The 22,041-nt window shown below is 58.2% G+C and carries 16 protein-coding genes; 6 read left to right on the top strand and 10 right to left on the bottom strand.

Annotation, left to right across the window (positions count from 1 at the left end; all coding sequences use genetic code 11):
* Positions 1 to 178 precede the first annotated feature (178 nt).
* Positions 179 to 1,576, bottom strand: coding sequence for a NarK family nitrate/nitrite MFS transporter (locus tag L350_RS18450; protein WP_022648363.1), 1,398 nt, complete (start codon positions 1,574 to 1,576; stop codon positions 179 to 181).
* Positions 1,577 to 1,885: 309 nt separating this feature from the next.
* Between L350_RS18450 and narX the strand changes: the two genes are divergently transcribed.
* Positions 1,886 to 3,682, top strand: coding sequence for a nitrate/nitrite two-component system sensor histidine kinase NarX (narX, locus tag L350_RS18455; RefSeq protein ID WP_032624101.1), 1,797 nt, complete (start codon positions 1,886 to 1,888; stop codon positions 3,680 to 3,682).
* On the top strand, positions 3,675 to 4,325 hold the full coding sequence (gene narL, locus L350_RS18460) for a two-component system response regulator NarL (protein ID WP_003856701.1): 651 nt from the start codon (positions 3,675 to 3,677) through the stop codon (positions 4,323 to 4,325). Before narX ends, narL begins: the two co-directional genes overlap by 8 nt.
* A 1-nt stretch (position 4,326) precedes the next feature.
* Here narL and L350_RS18465 read toward each other — a convergent pair whose 3' ends face one another.
* The 7 genes from L350_RS18465 to nasR form a co-directional block, all read right to left on the bottom strand.
* Positions 4,327 to 5,745 (bottom strand): YchO/YchP family invasin, encoded by a 1,419-nt coding sequence (locus L350_RS18465; protein ID WP_032624100.1) that lies wholly within the window; start codon positions 5,743 to 5,745, stop codon positions 4,327 to 4,329.
* 174 nt (positions 5,746 to 5,919) lie between these two features.
* The gene (locus L350_RS18470; RefSeq protein WP_032624098.1) at positions 5,920 to 8,397 is read right to left on the bottom strand and encodes a nitrate reductase; all 2,478 of its coding nucleotides are present in this window, start codon (positions 8,395 to 8,397) and stop codon (positions 5,920 to 5,922) included.
* Positions 8,394 to 12,380, bottom strand: a complete 3,987-nt coding sequence (gene nirB / locus L350_RS0122150; protein WP_080686347.1) for a nitrite reductase large subunit NirB — start codon at positions 12,378 to 12,380, stop codon at positions 8,394 to 8,396. The genes L350_RS18470 and nirB overlap by 4 nt, the downstream gene beginning before the upstream one ends.
* Before the next feature lie 12 nt (positions 12,381 to 12,392).
* On the bottom strand, positions 12,393 to 13,181 hold the full coding sequence (locus L350_RS18475) for an ABC transporter ATP-binding protein (protein WP_023300285.1): 789 nt from the start codon (positions 13,179 to 13,181) through the stop codon (positions 12,393 to 12,395).
* Between the two features lie 9 nt (positions 13,182 to 13,190).
* Positions 13,191 to 14,069: a nitrate ABC transporter permease gene (gene ntrB, locus L350_RS18480; RefSeq protein WP_022648369.1), complete on the bottom strand. Its 879-nt coding sequence runs from the start codon at positions 14,067 to 14,069 to the stop codon at positions 13,191 to 13,193.
* 2 nt (positions 14,070 to 14,071) lie between these two features.
* Positions 14,072 to 15,319, bottom strand: a complete 1,248-nt coding sequence (locus L350_RS18485; RefSeq protein ID WP_022648370.1) for a CmpA/NrtA family ABC transporter substrate-binding protein — start codon at positions 15,317 to 15,319, stop codon at positions 14,072 to 14,074.
* Between the two features lie 227 nt (positions 15,320 to 15,546).
* Entirely contained in the window at positions 15,547 to 16,719 is a 1,173-nt protein-coding gene (gene nasR, locus L350_RS18490) for a nitrate regulatory protein NasR (protein WP_023300287.1), read from the bottom strand.
* Between the two features lie 73 nt (positions 16,720 to 16,792).
* Between nasR and L350_RS18495 the strand changes: the two genes are divergently transcribed.
* The 3 genes from L350_RS18495 (at position 16,793) to L350_RS18505 (ending at position 19,473) form a co-directional block, all read left to right on the top strand.
* Entirely contained in the window at positions 16,793 to 17,146 is a 354-nt protein-coding gene (locus tag L350_RS18495) for a DsrE/DsrF/TusD sulfur relay family protein (RefSeq protein ID WP_023300288.1), read from the top strand.
* 106 nt (positions 17,147 to 17,252) lie between these two features.
* Positions 17,253 to 19,037 carry a methyl-accepting chemotaxis protein gene (locus L350_RS18500; protein ID WP_032624097.1) on the top strand — a complete coding sequence of 595 codons (1,785 nt, stop codon included), beginning with the start codon at positions 17,253 to 17,255 and terminating at the stop codon, positions 19,035 to 19,037.
* Positions 19,038 to 19,233: 196 nt separating this feature from the next.
* The gene (locus tag L350_RS18505; RefSeq protein WP_015570352.1) at positions 19,234 to 19,473 is read left to right on the top strand and encodes a hypothetical protein; all 240 of its coding nucleotides are present in this window, start codon (positions 19,234 to 19,236) and stop codon (positions 19,471 to 19,473) included.
* Positions 19,474 to 19,503: 30 nt separating this feature from the next.
* Here L350_RS18505 and L350_RS18510 read toward each other — a convergent pair whose 3' ends face one another.
* Positions 19,504 to 20,199 carry a gamma-glutamylcyclotransferase gene (locus L350_RS18510; protein WP_017384255.1) on the bottom strand — a complete coding sequence of 232 codons (696 nt, stop codon included), beginning with the start codon at positions 20,197 to 20,199 and terminating at the stop codon, positions 19,504 to 19,506.
* 177 nt (positions 20,200 to 20,376) lie between these two features.
* A complete protein-coding gene (gene chaB / locus L350_RS18515) occupies positions 20,377 to 20,607 on the bottom strand; it encodes a putative cation transport regulator ChaB (protein ID WP_032624096.1) in 231 nt (76 codons plus the stop codon).
* A gap of 268 nt (positions 20,608 to 20,875) precedes the next feature.
* Here chaB and chaA point away from each other — a divergent pair, with 268 nt between their 5' ends.
* Positions 20,876 to 21,976, top strand: a complete 1,101-nt coding sequence (chaA, locus tag L350_RS18520) for a sodium-potassium/proton antiporter ChaA (RefSeq protein WP_003856672.1) — start codon at positions 20,876 to 20,878, stop codon at positions 21,974 to 21,976.
* The last annotated feature ends 65 nt before the right edge of the window (positions 21,977 to 22,041 follow it).

Raw genomic sequence — 22,041 nt, 5'->3', positions numbered from 1 at the left:
CGTACAATAAGCGGAGCAAAATTTAACATCTTAGGTATTAAGGGGTAGAGACACCTGTAAAGCGATGGCGATCACAGCGTTACCTGTGTGCGATTACGGGAAACGCTATTAGTATGTTGTAACTATTAAGCGATTAAAAAAAGCGCGGCACTCAGGCCGCGCAAACGGATAATCAAGCTTACTTGTTTTTCTTGGTATTACGGCCATATACCAGCCAGGTGATGACCACACAGGCGATATAGAAGACGAGGAATACCTTCATCGCACCCGCCGGAGAGCCGGTCAGATCCAGTGAGATACCGAACGCTTTTGGAATAAAGAAGCCGCCAATCGCGCCAATCGCAGAGATAAACCCAAGCGCCGCAGCTGTATCGGTGGCGGCTTCACGCATCGCCTGCTCGTCGCTCCCGCCCTGCGCTTTCACGCGGTCCATGGTCAGCTTGCGGAAGATGACAGAGATCATCTGGAAAGTAGACGCACTGCCCAGCCCGGCGGTCAGGAACAGCACCATGAAGACGCCGAAGAAGGCAAAGAAGTTACCTCCCTCACCACCCGCAGGCAGCGTCAGGAACAGCAGCGCACAGAAGATGGCCATCAATACAAAGTTCACCAGCGTAACGCGCGTTCCGCCCAGACGGTCGGAGATCATCCCGCCCAGCGAACGTGCCAGCGCGCCAATAAACGGACCGAAGAAGGCAAACTGAAGGATCTGTACGTCCGGGAACTGGGTTTTCGACAGCATGGCAAAGCCTGCGGAGAAACCGATGAACGAGCCGAAGGTCGCCAGATACAGCAGTGCCATTACCCACAGGTGGCCACGTTTCAGAACCGGCAGCTGCTCGCTCAGGGACGCTTTGGACGCGGACAGGTCGTTCATGAAGAACCATGCCGCCAGGGTAAAGACCACCAGGAACGGTACCCAAATCCAGGAGGCATTTTGCAGGAACAGCACTGAACCGTCGGGCTGCGTCACACCGCCGCCGCCAAACGCCGCAAAGATGGAGACCGAGATCGCCAGCGGAGCAATCAGCTGCATCACGCTCACGCCCATGTTACCCAGACCGCCGTTAATGCCCAGCGCACCACCCTGCTTCGCTTTCGGGAAGAAGAAGCTGATGTTTGCCATACTGGACGCAAAGTTCGCCCCCGCAAAACCGCACAGCAGAGAGATAATCACGAACACGCTAAACGGTGTAGAGGTATCCTGCACCGCAAAACCGAGCCACACGCACGGCACGATCATGATCCCGGTACTGAAAGCCGTCCAGCGACGACCACCAAAGACCGGCACCATAAACGCGTAAGGAACGCGCAGCAGTGCGCCTGAAAGCGACGGCAACGCAGTCAACATAAACAGCTGATCGGTGGTAAAGGTAAAGCCCACTTTTGGCAGGTTAACCGCAACCGCACTGAACAACATCCAGACGCAAAACGCCAGTAACAGACATGGCACGGAAATCCACAGATTACGACTTGCTATACGGTGGCCGCGCTGTTGCCAGAACGCCGGATCCTCTGGACGCCAGTCTGTAATAACGGCACCAGTTTCCCTTTCGGGAGCGGAAGAGTGACTCATAGACACCTCTGATTCTCGAATGATGCTGCAAACATTAGGGCTTTAGGGCGGCGGTAAGTTGATATAAATCAAAGGAAAAGTGGGAGGTTTTGCGGCGAAAAAAAAGCCATCACTCTTAATGAGTAGATGAAAAACGTAAAAAAGGTGTGGTTTTTCACGGTGCTGACGCATCCCTGCTTCGTCCACCCACTAACCGTTACCTCCCTGGCAATTTAGAGGTAATCCTTTATTGGTATGGGTATACTCCAGGGTATGCACCAGAATAGCGCCATTCCTGCAATCAGGTCACGTCAGGAGCCCGGCAACTCTATGTTAAAAAGATGTTTATCTCCGCTGACGCTGGTTAACCAGCTGGCGCTTATTGTTCTGCTGTCCACCGCTATCGGTGTGACCGGCATGGCTATTTCTGGCTGGCTGGTACAGGGTGTGCAGGGTAATGCGCATGCCATCAACGAGGCAGGCTCGCTACGTATGCAGAGTTACCGGCTGCTGGCGTCGGTGCCGCTGACGCAGGCTGACCAACCGCTTATCGACGAAATGGAGCGTACCGCATTCAGCCCTGAACTGGAAAGAGCCGCCATCCGTGACGGCCAGCAATCTCAGCTTAAGGCGCTTCAGGGCTACTGGCATACCCAGCTGGAGCCCGGGTTAAAGCGGGCGGAAGACCGGGAAACGGTCGCCCAGGATGTCGCCGGGTTTGTGTCACGCATCGATCATCTCGTCTCCTCGTTCGATCGCACCACAGAGTTACGCATTGACCGCGTAGTGATGGTTCACCGCGCAATGGCGCTGTTTATGGGTTTGCTGCTGATTTTCACGGTTATCTGGCTGCGCGCGCGGTTGCTTAACCCCTGGAAGCAACTCCTGGCAATGGCCCGCGCCGTCACACAGCGCGATTTTACCCAACGCACGCACATCAGCGGGCGCAACGAAATGGCGATGCTCGGCGAGGCGCTCAACACCATGTCGGCGGAGCTATCTGAAAGCTACGCGGTACTGGAAAAACGCGTTCAGGAGAAAACCGCCGGGCTTGAGCAGAAAAACGAGATCCTCTCTTTCCTCTGGCAGGCGAACCGTCGCCTGCATATGCAGGTACCGCTTTGCGAGCGTCTCTCGCCGGTACTGAACGGCCTGCAAAACCTGACTCTGCTCCACGATCTTGAGCTACGGGTTTACGACGTTGAAGATGAGGAAAACCATCAGGAATTTACCTGTCAGTCGGACATCTCCTGCGACGATAAAGGGTGTCATCTTTGCCCGCGCGGCTTGCCGCCGCTTACCACCAGCGGCACGACCCTCAAGTGGCGGCTGATGGACAGCCATACCCAGTACGGTATTTTGCTGGCCACCTTGCCCGCCGGACGTCATCTGAGCCACGATCAGCAGCAGCTGGTCGATACTCTTGTAGAGCAGCTCACGGCCACGCTGGCGCTTGACCGTCACCAGGAAAAACAACAGCAGCTGATCGTGATGGAGGAGCGCGCCACCATCGCCCGCGAGCTGCACGACTCCATCGCCCAGTCCCTCTCCTGCATGAAGATGCAGGTGAGTTGCCTGCAAATGCAGGACGAAGGCATGCCCAAGAGCAGCAAACAGCTGCTCAGCCAGATCCGCAACGAGCTTAACACCTCGTGGATTCAGCTTCGCGAGCTGCTGACCACCTTCCGTTTACAGCTCACCGAGCCGGGGCTACGCCCTGCGCTGGAGTCCAGCTGTCAGGAATTTAGTGCCAGGCTGGGCTTCCCGGTGAAGCTGGATTACCAGTTGCCACCGCGTTTTGTCCCCTCTCACCAGGCGATCCATTTGCTGCAAATTGCCCGTGAAGCCCTGAGCAACGTGCTCAAGCATGCCGAGGCGACGGCCGTCACGGTCACCGTCAGCTGCCAGGATAATCAGGTGAAGCTCAGGGTTCAGGATAACGGCCGCGGCGTGCCGGAAAATGCCGAACGAACGAACCATTATGGTTTAATCATCATGCGAGACCGCGCGCAAAGCCTGCGCGGTGATTGCCAGGTTCGCCGGGGAGAGTCAGGTGGCACCGAAGTCGTGGTCACCTTTATACCCGAAAAGCCCCTCATAACTGCTCAAGGAGAAAACCATGACTAATCAGGAACCGGCATCTATCCTGTTGATTGACGATCATCCGATGCTGCGCACTGGCGTTAAACAGCTTGTCAGCATGGCGCCCGATATCACCGTCGTCGGGGAAGCCAGCAACGGCGAACAGGGTATTGAACTTGCCGAATCGCTCGATCCTGATTTGATCTTGCTCGATCTCAACATGCCGGGCATGAATGGCCTGGAAACCCTCGACAAGCTGCGGGAGAAATCCCTCTCTGGCCGGGTGGTGGTCTTCAGCGTCTCAAACCATGAAGAAGACGTGGTCACCGCCCTCAAGCGGGGGGCAGACGGCTATCTGCTGAAAGATATGGAGCCGGAAGATCTGCTCAAGGCGCTGCAACAGGCTGCCGCAGGCGAGATGGTGCTGAGTGAAGCGTTAACGCCGGTACTGGCCGCCAGCCTGCGTGCGAACCGCGCCACGTCTGACCGTGACGTCAGCCAGTTGACCCCGCGCGAGCGCGACATTCTGAAGCTGATTGCTCAGGGTCTGCCGAACAAAATGATCGCCCGCCGTCTGGACATCACCGAGAGCACGGTCAAAGTGCATGTCAAACACATGCTGAAGAAAATGAAGTTAAAATCCCGCGTCGAAGCCGCCGTCTGGGTGCATCAGGAGCGCATTTTTTAACTTACTCATCCGGCAGCAACTTCCACCGTGGATCGTCGGCAGGCATTGCGACGAGCGGTTGCACCACGGAAAGCGTGATCTCATTGGAGGAGACACGCTGCCCATCCTTATCTTCCACCACGGCCGTAAGCCGCCATTCGTTTTTCGTCCCTTCCGCGTCGTTCCAGGCGGGCATGATTATGCTCCAGCCATCGCTGCTGTTGCTGTTTGCCGGTGAGGTCAGGCTGAGCGCCTGGGTATCACCCAGCCAGTGGATCTGACGGATACCGTGCGTGCTGCGAATTTGCAGCTTCAGCATCACAGTTTCGCCTGGCTTAAGATCCCACGGCGGCGTGGCCAGATAGACCGAGAGGGTTTTACGCTGACGGAATTCCATCACGGGCAGATTATCACGCTCAGGTGAATCATAGCGGCTGCCCCGCAGCGAGCGCGTCGCCGCCACTTCCCCGGCGGAAAGCTGTTTCGCCAGTGGCACGCCAAAGCGATAGTTGAGCTTCAGCCCGAGGTTATTCTGGCTAACGCCGCTCTCCCCCTGCTTATGGACAGCCGTCAGGGTGACCAGCGGAACGGGGGTATAGTTCAGCCCCAGGTTGACCGCAACCGGGTTGTGATACCCCGTACCGCTGTTAAACAGATCGACGTTATCGCCAAAATACTGTTCAAAGCTGACGCTGGTGTTCAGGTGATGAAACCAGGGAAGCCAGGCTTTGGCCGTTACGTCGTACCCGCGCGCCATGCGCTGCTCCCGGATGTCGGAACGCGGCTGCCAGCCAGCGAACGGCTGGTAGTAATTGGCCGACAGGCGAAGGTTTTCGCCCCACGCCTCTGCGCCCAGTCCGGCACGTTGCAGGTTGTCTTCCAGCAGGTTGTCGTAAAAGGTGTTGTAGCCCAGCAGCCAGTTTCCGGCAACCCAGCGCTGCCCGATCCCGACGTTGCTCACCAGCCCGTCTGTCTGCTGCGTCAGGCCAAGCTGGCTCCAGCTCAGATAGCGGGTGTTGTCGCTCCAGGGGATAAACCAGCTTCCGCTGCTGCCGTTAAAGTTACCGTCGTCATCCACCAGTACATTGACATTGGCGTTACCCCAGGGGGAAAGCCAGGATTCGATCTGCTCGTTGACTTCCCCGCTGACGGCATCCCGCACCTTGCCAAACGCGAACTGTCGCGCCTGCTGCCCGGCCGTCAGGCCGTTATCGATCATACTGGCTTCACCGAAGGCCTTTGCCATTTCAGCCAGGTGCTTTTCGCCTTCGGTAGTCGGTTGCGCCATACCGAGATCCGGCAGACTATCGCCGTTGTTATCAAACGGATTTTGCGCCTGCTGCACGAAGGATTTCGGCGCACCGTGAACGGCTCCAGCCGTAAAAAGGGGGAGTAACAGCAAAAAACGGATGCGGGACGATACAGCCTTCAACGTCGTCAATCAGAACCTGTGTTTATGAACAAACACTTATTATGTTAACGCCATAAGCCCTGAAAACCAGTCTTAACAGAAATTTCAGGAATATCCTGAACAGAATTGTCGGGTGGCGGCTTCGCCTTACCCGACCTACAAATTCGTGCCGGTGCGAAGCCGCCACCTGACGCCTTTACACTATTATCCCAACAACCCTTTCAGCTCCGGCAGGCAGGAGCCGCAGTTCGTACCGCAACGCAGCTTCACGCCCAGCGCTGCGGCAGAATTACAGCCTCCGGCTATCGCCTTACGTATCGTATTTTCACCCACGCTAAAGCAGCTACAGATAATTCGCCCGGGATCGGCATCTTCGCCCGGCCGTTGTCCCTGCAGCAGCGCGTGGCGTTCAGCGAGTTGTACGGGCGCAGCAGCAAAGGCTTCTTCAATAAACGCATGCGCCAGCGCCGGCAGCGTCTGGCCCTCCCAGTAGCCCAGCATCAGCTCGCCGTGATGCCAGGCGAGCACGCTGCTGCGTTCTCCCGTCTGTGCCACCTGTAACTGCCAGCCCCGACCGCTGGCGTACGCCATGACCCACGACAGCAACGGCTGCTCCCCCGCCACCGTCAGACGTGAGGCTTTACGCCACCAGCAGACCGACAGCGGCAGCGCTGGCAACTCGCGGGCATACAGCTCCCCCTGCCAGGCGGGTAGCCAGGGCAGGATCCTCACCGCGGTTTGTTTACTCTCCGGCTGGCCGGACCAGGCATCAACCCGCCCTTCCACCAGCGCGTTGACCTTCCCCTGCCGGGCAAACTGCGCGTTCCAGTGCATCGGCGCAAACAGCTCGCCCGCACGCTGTGCGGTAGAGATACGTACTCTGGCAACCATGACCCCGCGCGGGGAACTTATCCGCGCCAGCTGGCCGTCAGTCAGCCCCGCGCGCGCCGCATCGGTTGCGTTCATCTCAATAAAAGGCTCATCGATATGCTGCATCAGGCGCGAAACATACCCCGTGCGCGTCATGGTGTGCCACTGATCGCGGATCCGCCCGGTATTCAGTATCAAGGGGTACAATTCGTCGACGCCTGCCCCATGTGAGGAAGGATCAACCGGTACAAGATTTCTTTGCGGGAAATCACCGGCATGCCACTGATAAGGCGCCAGCTCGTCCCACGCCTCTCGCGACAGCGACGCCAGTTCGCGCAGGTTTAGCGCCCGTTCGCCGTTATTTTCAAACGCCGTCAGCGCCGCATGTTCACAAAATATCTCATGAGGGTGTTCCCAGGCGAAGGCATCGCCATAACCGAGCTGCTCTGCGATCCGGGCGATGATCCACCAGTCCGGTCTGGCCTCGCCCGGCGCAGGCAGAAACGCGCGCTGGCGCGAAATACGCCGCTCGGAATTGGTCACCGTTCCGTCTTTTTCGCCCCAGCCCAGGGCGGGAAAACGGATATGAGCAAACCGGCTGGTGTCCGTCTCCTGCATCACCTCAGATACTATGACCAGCGGGCAGGCTGCCAGGGCCTGGCACACCGCGTGGCTGTCGGGAAGTGACACGGCAGGATTGGTGCCCATGATCCACACCGCCTTCACCTCGCCGCGGGCAATCGCGTCAAACAGCTCTACCGCCATCAGCCCCGGCGTTTGTGCCAGCCGCTCGGTTCCCCAGAAACGCGCCACACGCGAAAGATCGTCCGGCTCGAAGTTCATGTGCGCCGCCAGCTGGTTCGCCAGCCCACCCACTTCCCGCCCGCCCATGGCGTTTGGCTGTCCGGTCAGCGAAAACGGGCCGCAGCCCGAACGGTTGAACTTCCCGCTGGCAAGATGCACGTTAATGATGGCGTTACACTTGTCGCTGCCGCTGGAGGACTGGTTGATCCCCATGGTGTAGAGCGTGATCGCGCGTGGCGCAGTGACAAACCAGTCGTAGAAGGTGCCAATCTCGTCTGAAGGCAGATCGCAAAACGCGGCCACGTGAGGAATCGGCCACTCGCCGCTCCCCTGAATCAGATTGAGCAATCCCACAAACAGCCCGGCATCGCTGCCGGGCTTAAGCGCCAGATGCAGGTCAGCGACATCGCAGGTGGCGGTTTTGCGCGGATCTATCACGACCACTTTCATCTGCGGGTTGCTGCGTTTTGCCTGCACCAGCCGCTGATACAGCACCGGATGCGTCCAGGCCGCGTTTGAGCCAACGAGTACCACCAGATCGCTGTTTTCCACGTCCTCGTAGCTGCACGGCACAATGTCTTCACCGAAGGCGCGTTTGTAGCCCACCACCGCTGACGACATGCACAGCCGCGAGTTGGTATCAATGTTCGCCGCCCCGATAAAGCCTTTCATCAGCTTGTTGGCCGCATAGTAATCCTCGGTCAACAGCTGGCCGGAGGCATAAAACGCCACCGCCTGCGGCCCCCATTCGTTGATGATCTTCCGTAGCCGCTCGCCCGCTTCACCCAGCGCCTGCGGCCATGCCACCTCCATGCCGTCAACAACCGGGCGCAGCAGACGTCCCTGCAACCCCGTCGTTTCCCCGAGGGCAGATCCTTTTACGCACAGGCGACCAAAGTTCGCCGGATGAGTTTCATCCCCACGAACGCTTACCGCGCCATCTTCCACACTGGCGACCACGCCGCAGCCCACCCCGCAGTAAGGGCACGTTGTACGGGTTTCCGTCATGAGGCCTCCGCACGCATCACCAGCTCTTGGCTTCCAACCCAAACCTTGCCGTTTTCAATTTTTACCGGCCAGGCGCGCACCACGGGTTCGCCGTTCTCCACCTGACATCCATCGCGCAGACGTATGCGCTGCTTATAAAGCGGGGAAATCACCACCGGCTCGCCCGCTGCATCGCCAAGGATGCCGCGCGAAAGCACGTTCGCGCTGCTGCCCGGCTCCAGGTCGTCCAGGGCATAAACGGACGTTCCAAAGCGGAACAGCGCAATCGGTTTTCGGCCAAGCCGCGCGCCGATGCCCGCCTGCTCGGGGATATCATTGATGCCGCAAATTTCCTGCCAGCGCTTGCTCTCCGCCGCGGCAGGGACATTCACCGCGGTGCGGAACAGCGCCAGGCGATCAGGATCGTTGAGGGTGGTTTGCCATTCGCACTGATAGGTCTCCACCACCCGGGCCATCTCCTGCTCCAGCTCGTGGGCGATCCCCAGGCTGTCGTTAAGGATCACCTCGCGCAGATAGTCGAGGCCGCCTTCCAGGTTATCCATCCAGGTACTGGTGCGTTGCAGACGATCTGCCGTGCGAATGTAGAACATCAGGAAACGGTCAACGGTGCGGATCAGCGTTTCGTCGTCCAGATCGCTGGCAAAGAGATCCGCGTGGCGCGGCTTCATCCCGCCGTTGCCGCACAGATAAAGGTTCCAGCCCTTGTCCGTGGCAATCACCCCCACGTCTTTGCTCTGCGCCTCTGCGCACTCACGGGTACAGCCGGAGACCGCCATTTTGATTTTGTGCGGCGCACGTAACCCCTTGTAGCGATGCTCCAGTTTGACCGCAAGGCCGGTGGAGTCCTGCACGCCATAGCGACACCAGGTCGACCCGACGCAGGATTTCACCGTGCGCAGGGATTTCCCGTACGCATGACCGGTCTCAAATCCGGCCTCCACCAGCGCCTGCCAGATTTCCGGCAACTGTTCGAGCGTGGCGCCAAACAGGTCAATACGCTGTCCGCCGGTGATTTTGCTGTAAAGGCTATAGCGTTTCGCAATCTGGCCTATGGCGATCAGCCCGTCGGCCGTCACTTCCCCGGCAGGCATGCGCGGCACGATGGAATACGTTCCGTCCTTCTGAATATTGGCAAAGTAGCGGTCGTTGGTGTCCTGCAGCGGCAGATGCGCCGGTTTCAGCAGGTATTCGTTCCAGCAGGAGGCCAGCACTGATCCCACCAGCGGTTTACAGATCTCACAGCCGTGCCCTTGTCCGTAACGGCTGATAAGCTGGTCGAAAGTCCGGATATGGTTGACGCGCACCAGGTGGTATATCTCCTGACGCGAGTACGGGAAGTGCTCACAGATATCTTTTTTCACCTCCACGCCCTGCTCCGCAAGCTGGAACTCCATCACCTGCTTCACCAGCGCGCTACAACCTCCGCAGCCGGTCGCCGCTTTGGTGCACTGCTTAATGGCGCCGATATCCGTTGCGCCCGCGCTTACCGCCAGGCAGATATCCCCTTTGCTGACGTTATGACACGAACAGATCTGCGCGCTTTCCGGCAGCGCCGCCACGCCCAGCGCTTTTGGCGTGCAGCCTGACGACGCGGGTAAGATCAGCGTTTCCGGCTCTTTTGGCAGACTGATGCCGTTAAGCATCATCTGCACCAGCGTGGCGTATTCGCTGGCATCGCCCACCAGCACGCCACCCAGCAGGGTTTTGCTGTCGTGACTGACCACAATTTTTTTGTAGATTTGCTGCGGCCCGTGCGTCCACTGGTAGCTCAGCGCCCCCGGCGTGCGCCCGTGGGCATCGCCAAACGACGCCACATCCACCCCCAGCAACTTGAGTTTGGTACTCATATCCGCGCCGGTGAAGCGCTTCTCCTCACCCGCCAGCACAGCGGCGGCCACGCGCGCCATCTGGTAGCCCGGGGCCACCAGGCCAAAGATTTTCCCCTCCCACAGCGCGCATTCCCCGATGGCAAGCACGTCCGGGTCGGAGGTCCGGCAGCCGTCGTCAATACAGATCCCGCCGCGCTCGCCAATAGCCAGCCCGCTGCTGCGCGCCAGCGCGTCCTGCGGTCGAATACCGGCAGAGAAGACGACCATGTCCGTTTCCAGCTGTTCACCATCGGCAAAGCGCAGCACCAGCCCGTCGTCTGCGGTGGCAATCTCCGTCGTCGATTTACTGGTGTGTACCCCTACGCCCAGCGCCTCAATTTTCCTGCGCAGCATTGCCGCACCGTCGCTGTCGAGCTGCACCGCCATCAGATTCGGCGCAAACTCCACCACGTGGATTTCCAGCCCTAGCTGCTTAAGCGCATTCGCCGCCTCCAGCCCCAGCAGGCCGCCGCCAATTACCACACCGCGGCGAGAGCCTGCCGCATGGGCCGCAATATTGTCCAGATCGTCGAGGGTGCGGTAGACAAAACAACCCGGCAGATCGCTGCCCGGAACGGGCGGTACGAACGGGTACGAGCCGGTCGCCAGCACCAGCTTATCCCAGTGGGTTTCATGGCCGCTGGCGGTACGCACAACGTGTGCATCACGATCGATAGCGACAATCTGCTGCGAGAGGCGCAGCTCTATACCGTTATCGGCAAAGAACTCCCCCGCCACCAGCGAGAGCGAGTCCGCGCTGCGTCCGCCAAAATATTCCGACAGATGCACGCGGTCATAGGCCGCATAGCGCTCTTCGCCAAAAACAATAATCTGATACTGCTGATGCAAATTGCGGTTAACGCAGTCTTCGAGGAAATGATGGCCGACCATACCGTGCCCAACCACCACCAGAGTAGGTTTTGTCATAGCGTTCTGTCCTGCAACCTGCGGTTGCGTTGTGAAACGATCGAACAGCCAGTCCGCGTGGGCGGGCGCAGCCGTTGCCAGTAAATCGGTAAAGGTTGCCGCACTGCGGCAGTCACCCAGCAGCAGCACGCCAGCCAGCGCCCCCTGATGGATCAGTAAACGTCGATAGTGACGGGTCAGCGGATCCCATGAACTCCATACCACATCGTCCGCCTGCGCCGTCGCGCGTCCGAGGCTGAACAGCTCCACGCCGGGCACCTTAAGACGCACGCCGTTGTCGGTCCGGGTAAACGGCGCGGTGACCTCCCCGGCCAGCCGTGCGGCGAGAATATCCGCCTGCGCCAGACAGGGGGCGACCAGGCCAAATGTCTGGCCGTCAATTTCGCAGCACTCGCCGATGGCGTAGATATCCGGCACGGAGGTTTGCATCTGGTGATCCACCACGATGCCGCGCGCGCAGTGAATGCCGCTGGCTTTTGCCAGCGCAACGTTGGGTTGTACACCCGTGGCCAGCACCACGCGCGCGGCGGTGACGCTGTGCCCGTTGAGTAGCGTCACGCTCTTGCCGTTAATCGCCGCGATGCCAGAGGCGAATTCACAGCTAACACCCCGCGCCGCCAGCGCCTCTTCAAGCAGCAGTCCCGCCTGCTGATCCAGCTGCTGTTCCATCAGCCAAGGACCACGATGGATAAGCGTGACGTTGTCACCGTTGCGCGCCAGCGCTGCCGCTGCTTCCACGCCAAGTACGCCACCGCCCAGCACTACCGCCGGACCGGAGAGGTTCAGGATGGCGCGGGTCTCTGCCAGTGTGCGAAAGGTGAACACATGCGGCGCATCGCCGCCGGGGATCGGCGGCACTACAGGGGTAGACCCGGTGGCAAACACCAGCGCATCCCAGCCCAGCGTGCGAGCAGAGGTACGCACTTTACGCGCGTTAACGTCTACTGCGAGCACCGTTTCTCCTCGCAGCACCGTCACGCCTCGTGCCGTGTACCAGTCTTCATCGTGCAGACAGATGTGCTCCGCCTGCTTTTCACCACTCAGCACCGGCGAAAGCTGGATGCGGTTGTACGCCTGCTCCGGCTCGTCACCGATGACGGTGATAGCGAAACGACCGGGCACACGCCCGGTGAGCGATGCAATCAGCCGGGTTGCCGCCATACCATTACCGATAATGACCAGTCGCATCGTGCCCCCTCATTACGCCGCTTTCGGCTGTTTTTCGTAGAGGAAATGGAGGATCTGCTGGCGCATATGGTGATAGCGGCTATCGTCCGCCAGCTGCACCCGGTTGCGCGGGCGCGGCAGATCGACGCGCAGGATCTCACCCACGGTGGCCGCCGGGCCGTTGGTCATCATCATTACGCGGTCAGAGAGCAGTACCGCCTCGTCCACGTCGTGAGTGATGAGCACGATGGTGGTGTTCAGCGCCTGCTGGATCTGCATCACCGAGTCCTGAAGATGGGCACGCGTCAGCGCATCGAGCGCGCCAAACGGCTCATCCATCAGCAGCACTTTCGGCTTCATTGCCAGCGCCCGGGCAATACCGACGCGCTGCTTCATACCGCCGGAGATCTCCCCGGGGCGCTTATTCAGCGCGTGGCCCATCTGCACCCGGTCGAGATTGTGCTCAATCCACTCTTTTCGCTCGGCCTTACTCATGGTGCGACGGAAGACCTGATCCACCGCCAGCGCCACGTTGTCGAAGCAGGTTAACCACGGCAGCAGCGAATGGTTCTGGAACACTACCGCACGCTCAGGCCCCGGCCCGGCGATTTCGCGGTTGTCGCAAATCAGCCCGCCTTCCGTCGGCAGCGTGATCCCGGCGATCAGGTTTAACAGCGTCGACTTGCCGCAGCCGGAGTGACCAATCAGACTGACGGTTTCGCCCTCGTGGATATCAAAAGAGACGTTTTGCAGCGCCAGAAACTCGCCGCTGGCGGTGGAAAAACGCTGGCTCACGGCCTGGACCTGAATTAAAGGTTTCATCTTCACTCCTTATTTTTCCTGCCAGCTAAAGCGACGGGCGATCAGCATCAGCCCCTGCTCCAGCAGCAACCCGACCACGCCAATGATGACGATGGCGATGAGAATGTTTTCAACGTTGAGGTTGTTCCATTCATTCCAGATCCAGAAGCCAATGCCTAAACCTCCGGTGAGCATCTCGGCGGCGACAATCACCAGCCAGGCAATGCCAATGGAGAGACGTACCCCGGTCAACACCGCAGGCAGCACGGCGGGGAAAAGAATGCGGCGCATGATGGTCCACTCTGAGAGTTGCAGCACCCGGGCCACGTTGAGGTAGTCCTGCGGAATACGGCGCACCCCTTCGGCGGTGTTAATGACCATCGGCCAGATGGAGCAGATAAAAATGGTCCAGCTCGACGCGGGCTCCGCTTTCTGGAACAGCAGCAGGCCGATAGGCAGCCAGGCCAGCGGGCTGACCGGACGCAGGAGCGCGATCAGCGGGTTGAACATGCGGGAGAAAAAGGTGAAGCGCCCAATCAAAAAGCCCAGCGGAATGCCCGCCAGCGCCGCCAGACCGAAGCCGATGGCGACGCGCTGCAACGACGCCAGCACGTTCCAGCCAATGCCCATATCATTTGGCCCGTCGCGATAAAACGGATCGGCAAACAGGGTCATGGCCGAATCGAGCGTGCTGAGCGGCGTCGGGAAACCTTTACTGTTTATCGCCGCCAGCTGCCAGAGCACCACCAGCAGACCGAGACCGAGCAGCGCCGGGATGACGCGCTGTAAAAACTCATTCATCCGACGCGTAAACGCTGGCGCACGACGGCGAACCTGTAGCGGAGGCAGGACAATCACTTCCCCGCTCTCTGACTTCTCTTGTGGTTGCGTATTTTGCAGATGCTGCATACTCAGGCCCCTTTACGGTGAATGGCGAAGCGGTTGGCGTACCCTTCCGGATCGGTGCCGTTCCAGACGGTGCCGTCCATCAGGGTACTGCTGCGATACGGTGATGACGGTGTGGACATGCCGCCCACGGCGGTCGCGGCATCCTGCCAGACCGCGGTCTGGTTAATGCGCTGTGCGATGCCCGCATAATCCGGCGCGGCGTTGAGCAAACCCCAGCGTCGGAACTGGGTTAAGAACCACATGCCGTCGGAGAGATACGGGTAGCTCACGGCACCCTCATTGAAGAAACGGATCGGGTGCGCATCCTGCCAGCGCTGACCGAGCCCGTTGTCGTATTCGCCGAGCATGCGTCCGGTGAGGTACTGTTCCTTGCAGTTGAGCCATGCGCGGCGCGAGAGGATCTGCGCGGTTTCACGTTTGTTTTCCGCTGACGCCTCGATCCAGCGCGCGGCTTCCATCACGGCGCTCACCAGCGCCCGTGCGGTGTGCGGATTTTTCACCACCCAGTCGCGTCGGGTGCCGAGGATCTTTTCCGGGTGATCGGCCCAGATGGACTGTGACGTGGCGGCGGTAAACCCGATGCGGTCGTTAATCGCCCGCGCGTTCCACGGCTCGCCGACGCAGAACCCGACCATGTTGCCGATGCGCATGTTCATCACCATCTGTGGCGGCGGGACCACCACAGTGCGCACGTCGTCAAACGGGTTAATGCCCGCACTGGCCAGCCAGTAGTAGAGCCACATAGCGTGTGTCCCCGTCGGGAAGGTATGCGCGAAGGTGTAGGTTCCCGGTGCCTGCTGTGTAATCAGCTTTTTCAGCCCGTCGAGATCACGAACGCCCTTCTCCGCCAGATCGCTGGAGAGCGTAATGGCCTGACCGTTCTGGTTGAGAGTCATCAGGTTCGCCATCTGCTGCGGCTTGCCCGCGATACCCAGCTCCAGTCCGTACAGCAGGCCGTAAAGAATGTGTGCGGCGTCCAGCTCCCCTGCCACCAGCTTGTCGCGCACCGCCGCCCAGCTCGCCTCTTTAGTAGGTACAATGGTAATGCCGTGTTTTTTATCGAACCCTTTCAGGGCCGCGATAACCACTGGCGCGCAATCGGTCAGGGGGATAAACCCGATACGCACGGTATCCTGCTCCGGCTTATCTGACCCCGCCGCCCATGCGGCCTGCATGACACCCGGCAACAGCATCGCACCACTCGCCAGCATGCTGGCCTGCAATAACCGCCGTCTCGACAAATCCGCCATAATTGCTCCTGAAAAAAGGCAAAAAAAAGCGCCCGACGGTGCTGAAGCACCGCTGGACGCCTTTATCCCGAAGACGTATGCACCGCCGTTGGCGCATCGTCAAAAATAGTTAATCTGTTAATGCAAAGGTGATGCCAGCTTTTTAACCCCGGCGTTACGGGGTTTCTGCAAGGAGAGCGCTGTTTTACGCACCTCAATCAGGCATAAAATGCCCACTGACTGTGCAACTACTCCCCAGGGGGTATCTTCCACAGATTTTTCACCGTAAGGAGCGCACGGGCGATATCCACCATGCGTTGGTTTTTATCCATCGCCATTTTGCGCAGGGCTGTCCACGCCTGCTCCTCGCTCATGTTCTGATGCGTCATTAGCACGCTTTTGGCTTTGTCGATTGTCTTGCGCTCCTCAAGCGTGTCGCGCAGGGAAGCAAGCTGACGGGAGAGTTGCTCAATTTCACGCGCCTGCTGGCGCACCAGCGGCAGCAGTGGTCTATCCGGAAATCGCGCCAGGATATCGTCGTACTCATCGTCTACGTGCAGGTTTTCGCTATAACGACGCTCCTCAACTGCCGTCATCAGATCGGCAATGGCTACCTCCTCCAGCGTACGCAGATGCTCAAGACGCGCGGTTTGCAGGGCAAACCATTTGAGGGCGGTATCGCCATTATCTGCCGGAGGCTGGCGGGTGCACGCTTCACGCCTGAGTTTTTCAGTCTCCAGACCCGGCTGACAGTTGAGGGTAAACGTCTCCTGCACGTCTGGAGTGCAATGGGAGATAAAAACCTCAAAGCAGGCCTGCTGGCCATCAATGCGATCCACCAGCCGCTGGCGAGTTTCATCGTCAAAGAATCCCTGGGTGAAACCAATAGCCCCTAACGCCCGCTCTTGTCCCACAAGTTCTTTGCCCTGCATCAGGCTGTAAAGGGCCACAAATCGGCCCGCGATGTGCGGATCGTCAATGCTGTCGCTGAGTTGAGGTACGATATTGAGCAGATGCCGCAGTATGCGGCTGTAGTGTTCCATCGCCTGCGGCGCGGTGACGCGTTGACCTGTAACGCCATCACGCAGCACCATCAGCGTTTCAAGGCCGTGCAGTGCACTGGCGATACGTTCGCAGAGGGCGCTGCCCGGCAGCGGTTCGCTAAACAGGAGGTGCAATGCCGCAAGGTTTTCATCCACCAAAGCCCTGCTGGCCTTGCATTCAGGCCCGTACAATTTACCCTGCGAGCAGAGCCAGACATTTGACGCACCGCGTTCGCACTGTAGCATATGCACCAGTCGACTGATGCCGTTCACCAGTGCGCCCAGCTGCGCTAATCTGCCGAGCTGTTCCTCCCGCAGCATTCTTGCACGCTGGAACCATTCGGTCGCGCCAGGCGAACTGCCAGCCACTATTGTCATCGTTTCTCTCTCCGATACATATTCTTCGGTATGAGAAGCAATATTCGTGCCTTTTCAAAGAACAGGAGTCAACATGCAGAAGATTGTGATCGTCGCCAACGGTGCGGCCTACGGCAGTGAATCCCTTTTTAACAGTCTGCGCCTGGCAATCGCGCTGCGCGATAAGGAGAGTGAGCTGGAGCTGCGCCTCTTTTTGATGTCCGATGCCGTCACGGCCGCGCTGAAGGGGCAGAAACCCGCTGAGGGCTACAACATACAACACATGCTGGAGATCCTGACCGCGCAAAACGTTCCGGTCAAGCTGTGCAAAACCTGTACCGACGGTCGCGGCATTACCGGGCTGCCCCTGATTGATGGCGTGGAAATTGGCACGCTGGTTGAACTGGCTGAATGGACTCTTACCGCTGATAAAGTATTAACTTTTTAATAATAAATCGCTAAAAATATTATTTTCTTATGGACGCGGTTTCAGCATCAAGTTTACCTGCGCCATTGCCGATAGGCATGGAAACAACACAGCAGGTATTACACTTATGTTCAGATCCATTCGCGCCCGCATTATTGCGGCGACGACAGGCTGTATGGTCGTCGCCCTTCTTCTTAATACCATTATCAACTTTCAGGTCACGCGCCAGGATAATCAGCAGTCGCAGCGCGATATACTGACCAGCACCAGCGCCAGCCACAATATGGCGATTGCCGACTGGGTCAAAAGCAAAATGACGGTGATTGCCTCCGCGCAGAGTATCGCGCTGGCTGACGATCCGGTTCCGGTGTTTAAGCAATTAGCCCAGGCGGGCGGCTTCACCAACGTCTACGCAGGCTACGCCAGCAAGACGGCGAAATTCTCCGATCCTGCGGGGGTCCCGGCGGATTATGACCCAACCATTCGTCCCTGGTATCAGCAGGTGGTGAGCACGGATGGCCCGGTTGTGACGGCGCCCTACGTTGATGCCGGGACCGGGAAGCTGGTGGTGACGTTTGCCGTACCGGTGAAGGAGAATGGTACTCTGAAAGCGGTGGTAGCGGGCGATGTCGCCATGGATAGCGTGGTGGCGAACGTGCGCGGGATCCACCCAACGCCTGCCAGCAGCGGGTTGCTCCTGAACAGCGACGGCACGGTTATTGCCGCCAACGAGCCAACCCTGACGCTGAAGCCGTTTACCGGGACGATCAAAGGCATCGACCTTACGGCGCTGAAGAGCGGTAATCCGGTCGACGGGACGCTGAATGTTGAGGAAAAAACCTTTATCGCCTCAGCCGTGCCGGGCACGAACTGGCTGCTGGTCGTCGCCCTCGACAGCAGCGACGCTACCTCCGGCATGCGTTCCTTGCTGAAAGCGTCGGCAATCTCGCTGGTGATTCTGGCGCTTCTGAGCGGCGCCATTGTCCACCTCCTGATAGCCCGCCTGCTTAAGCGCCTGTCCGACATTCGCGACGCGATGCACAGCATTGCCAACGGCACCAACGATCTGTCCCAGCGTCTGCCGGATAGCGGCGATGACGAAGTGGCGCAAATTGCGCAGGCGTTTAACGCCTTCAGCAATAAACTCTCGGTGGTGATGGTCCAGCTTCGCGACGCCAGCGCCTCAGTGAAAAACGCCGCGCAGGAGATTGCGGCAGGCAATCAGGATCTCTCCGGACGAACCGAGCAGGCCGCGTCCAGCCTGCGTGAGACCGCCAGCGCCGTGGAAGAGATAACCGCCTCCGTTACCCAGTCGAATGAATCGGCCGAAGAAGCCAACGACCAGGCCAGTAAGGCCTCTGCGGCCGCAGCGCGCGGCGGCGAAGTTGTCTCGCAGGCAATCAGCACCATGCAGTCCATCGAAGTGGCTTCTGCAAAGATTGGCGATATCACCAGCGTGATTGACGGCATCGCCTTCCAGACCAACATTCTGGCGCTTAACGCCTCCGTCGAAGCGGCTCGTGCCGGTGAGCAGGGCCGTGGGTTCGCGGTCGTTGCGGGGGAAGTGCGTAATCTGGCCAGCCGCAGCGCTCAGGCGGCGAAAGAGATTAAATCCCTTATTGACTCCACTACCGAAAGCGTTGCAACCGGCTCCCGATTTGTGCACCTTGCGGGCGACAGCATGGATGAGATCCGCGCCAGCGTCGGGAGCGTGTCTGGCATTATGCGTGAAATATCTATTGCCACCCGCGAGCAGATGAAAGGCATCCATGAAATTAACCACGCGGTGACTCACCTGGATCGCATGGTGCAGCAGAACGCTGAACTCGTTGTACAGTCTGCTGCTGCGGCCAGCGCGCTGCAAAGCCAGGCGGGCGACCTTGCTGAGACCGCTGGCCATTTCCGCATATAATTTTTCCCGGACGCGCGTTAAGCAGGGAAAACGCGCGTCGGCTGAAAGGTTTCAGAAATTTTGTCATTTTTGTTTAATCGTTGCGCCATTTTTTGATCGAAATCAGCATCACCCACCTTCCCCTTTGGTGTTATGCAATGAGTAAATTGTGAACAACATCACGCTCGGGATGGGCAAAAACGACGGGGTATAAAAAATGGCACGAGTTAAAACGAGTCTGAAACTGTTTGGCGGGGATACGGTAGTGGTGCGTTGCTCAGAACGTTGCCGCATCCATCTGATGAGTACAAAAGGGCAAAAGCAATCGCAGGCAGATATCCTTACCGTCCAGGATGATAAGGCCTGGCTGACGGTGCCTTACACCGGCACCTGGGATGTGCTGATCGACAGCCACAGCCAGTCGCTCGAACATTCCGTAAGTTACGTGGCAGCATAACCATAAACGCTCGGCCAGCCGGGCGTATTATCAGGCAAAACCCGGGCGCAGCGTATTGCTGAGCGGGTTCCCTTCCAGCAGCGCTTTAACCTTCACCACCAGCTCACTCAGACAGTCGTCCTGCATACCGAGACGCGTCAGCTCCTGATCGAGCGAGAAAAGGTACTGGGCGTTAGTGCCCAGCGGTCCACTGGCGGCGGCAATCAGCGGGGCAATCACCTGGGTTCGGGTGTCGGCTTCATACAGCGGGTGGCGCGGATCCATAATGAACACCAGCGCGTTGACGGTGCGGCCGTCGTCCAGTTCCAGCTTGCACCAGCTGGGCATATAGCAGCCGGTGATCATCTCGCGCTTCCACAGCAGCGTCAGCTCATCTTCCAGCGTGGTATCCGGCAGCCGGTATGCCACGCCCGTGGTGCGCCCGCCCTCTTTTAGTGCAAGCATACGTCCAGGCTGACACGCGCTGCCGCGTCCGGCGGTCAGGCGCAAACAGAAGGCGCGGTGCCAGCCAGGCAGCGTTCCGGTTGCCGATTCAACAAACTCGAGCGCCGGGTTCCACATCAGAGAGCCGTAACCAAAAATCCAGACCGGGCCATCATCCGGGCGGCAGGCCAGCGTTGCCGCAAGCGACGCCGCACGTTGTTCAGCCGACCACAGAAGCGATTCCTCAATAGCACCAAATGCCGTCTTACAATCTGCCTTCATCAAGAAATCACGCGTTAACACATTCCACCTCCGCCACTGCATGCTTCCTTGCGACATGTTTAATGCGCCTTCCCGGCATTCTGTGCTGTTCATTTTAACAGCAGTTGAGCAACGATAAGCAATTCGCGGGCCAGATGCAATACAGCGGCAGTTCAACCGCCTGAAATGTCAAAATGGAGGCAGTGTATTATTCGGCAGCTATTTCTTTTTGTGCCATTTGTCATCATCCCCTTTCTCATAGTCATTTTTTACGGCGGCCCAGGCCACTTTATGCGCCGTCTCTTCACGGCTGGCATCGTCCCGGCGATCTTCTTCATCTTTGTATTGATCCCAGGCGCTGTTAAAGGCTTCTTTATAGATATCCTGAGCGTGGGCAGGCAGTACGTTTTGCACGTTATCCGGTAATTCGCTTTTCGATTTGTATGGCATCGCTAACCTCTCTTTTGGCTAAAAGATAAGTGTGGACGACGATACGCCAGGGTGCCAGCCGACAGCGAGAAATGAACTATTTAAGAGTGCAAGGCATTGTTATTAAATTATTATTTTGTGTAAATGAGGAATTATAAGCTTCAGGAAGAAAAATCCCATTAAAGGGTAAAATTAAGTAAAAAATACAGGGTATTTAACCGTTTTCTGTTAATTTAACACCCTCAAAATCTATCTATAATTACAAGCACCTGCACTGTTGGAGAAACACATGACAGCAACACACGAGGCGGTAAAGACCCGCCACAAGGAGACCTCTCTCATTTTCCCGGTTCTGGCACTGGCTGTGCTGCTCTTCTGGGGAAGCAGTCAGTCATTGCCAGTGGTTGTGGGGATCAATATTCTGGCTCTGGTGGGTATTTTAACCAGTGCATTTAGCGTGGTACGCCATGCGGATGTTTTAGCCCACCGTCTTGGAGAGCCGTATGGGTCATTAATTTTAAGCCTTTCGGTTGTGATTCTTGAGGTCAGTCTAATTTCCGCATTAATGGCCACCGGCGACGCCGCACCAACGTTAATGCGCGATACGCTCTACTCCATCATTATGATTGTTACCGGCGGCCTGGTCGGTTTTTCGCTTTTATTAGGTGGCCGCAAATTTGCCACCCAGTACATGAACCTTTTTGGCATTAAACAGTATCTGATCGCCCTGTTCCCGCTGGCGATTATCGTGCTGGTATTCCCGATGGCATTGCCGGGCGCAAACTTCACCACCGGCCAGGCGCTGCTGGTGGCGCTGATTTCCGCGGCGATGTACGGCGTGTTTTTGCTGATCCAGACCAAAACGCACCAGAGCCTGTTTGTTTACGAGCATGAAGACGACGGCGACGATGATGACCCGCATCACGGTAAGCCGTCAGCCCACAGCAGCGCGTGGCACACGGTTTGGCTGATCGTGCATCTGATTGCGGTAATTGCGGTCACCAAGATGAATGCTAACCCGCTGGAGGCGCTGTTAACTGAACTGAACGCGCCGGTCGCCTTTACCGGTTTCCTGGTAGCCCTGTTGATCCTGTCGCCAGAAGGCCTGGGAGCGCTGAAAGCGGTGCTCAATAATCAGGTGCAGCGTGCGATGAATCTGTTCTTTGGCTCCGTTCTGGCGACCATCTCCCTTACCGTTCCGGTGGTAACGCTTATTGCCTTTATGACGGGGAATGAATTGCAGTTTGCGCTGGGTGCCCCAGAGATGATTGTGATGGTAGCGTCGCTACTCCTGTGCCAGATTTCCTTCTCAACCGGTCGCACCAATGTGCTGAACGGCGCGGCGCATATGGCGCTGTTTATTGCGTATCTGATGACGATATTTGCGTAGTGTAATTGCCCAGCGGCGCTTCGCTTGCAGGGCCTATAGATTTTGTAGGCCGGGTAAGCGCAGCG

Source organism: Enterobacter sp. MGH 4, from assembly GCF_000534735.1.
GTDB lineage: Bacteria > Pseudomonadota > Gammaproteobacteria > Enterobacterales > Enterobacteriaceae > Enterobacter > Enterobacter intestinihominis.
Note: the sequence above shows the minus strand (reverse complement) of the source record. Positions and strands in the feature narration are given on the sequence as shown.

What these genes read in the sequence shown, in the direction of transcription:
- chaB (WP_032624096.1), bottom strand. Translation starts at nt 20,607, where the DNA reads ATGCCATACAAATCGAAAAGCGAATTACCGGATAACGTGCAAAACGTA.
- L350_RS18470 (WP_032624098.1), bottom strand. Translation starts at nt 8,397, where the DNA reads ATGACGGAAACCCGTACAACGTGCCCTTACTGCGGGGTGGGCTGCGGC.
- L350_RS18500 (WP_032624097.1), top strand. Translation starts at nt 17,253, where the DNA reads ATGTTCAGATCCATTCGCGCCCGCATTATTGCGGCGACGACAGGCTGT.
- L350_RS18485 (WP_022648370.1), bottom strand. Translation starts at nt 15,319, where the DNA reads ATGGCGGATTTGTCGAGACGGCGGTTATTGCAGGCCAGCATGCTGGCG.
- L350_RS18495 (WP_023300288.1), top strand. Translation starts at nt 16,793, where the DNA reads ATGCAGAAGATTGTGATCGTCGCCAACGGTGCGGCCTACGGCAGTGAA.
- nasR (WP_023300287.1), bottom strand. Translation starts at nt 16,719, where the DNA reads ATGACAATAGTGGCTGGCAGTTCGCCTGGCGCGACCGAATGGTTCCAG.
- narX (WP_032624101.1), top strand. Translation starts at nt 1,886, where the DNA reads ATGTTAAAAAGATGTTTATCTCCGCTGACGCTGGTTAACCAGCTGGCG.
- L350_RS18505 (WP_015570352.1), top strand. Translation starts at nt 19,234, where the DNA reads ATGGCACGAGTTAAAACGAGTCTGAAACTGTTTGGCGGGGATACGGTA.
- nirB (WP_080686347.1), bottom strand. Translation starts at nt 12,380, where the DNA reads ATGCGACTGGTCATTATCGGTAATGGTATGGCGGCAACCCGGCTGATT.
- L350_RS18450 (WP_022648363.1), bottom strand. Translation starts at nt 1,576, where the DNA reads ATGAGTCACTCTTCCGCTCCCGAAAGGGAAACTGGTGCCGTTATTACA.
- narL (WP_003856701.1), top strand. Translation starts at nt 3,675, where the DNA reads ATGACTAATCAGGAACCGGCATCTATCCTGTTGATTGACGATCATCCG.
- ntrB (WP_022648369.1), bottom strand. Translation starts at nt 14,069, where the DNA reads ATGCAGCATCTGCAAAATACGCAACCACAAGAGAAGTCAGAGAGCGGG.
- chaA (WP_003856672.1), top strand. Translation starts at nt 20,876, where the DNA reads ATGACAGCAACACACGAGGCGGTAAAGACCCGCCACAAGGAGACCTCT.
- L350_RS18475 (WP_023300285.1), bottom strand. Translation starts at nt 13,181, where the DNA reads ATGAAACCTTTAATTCAGGTCCAGGCCGTGAGCCAGCGTTTTTCCACC.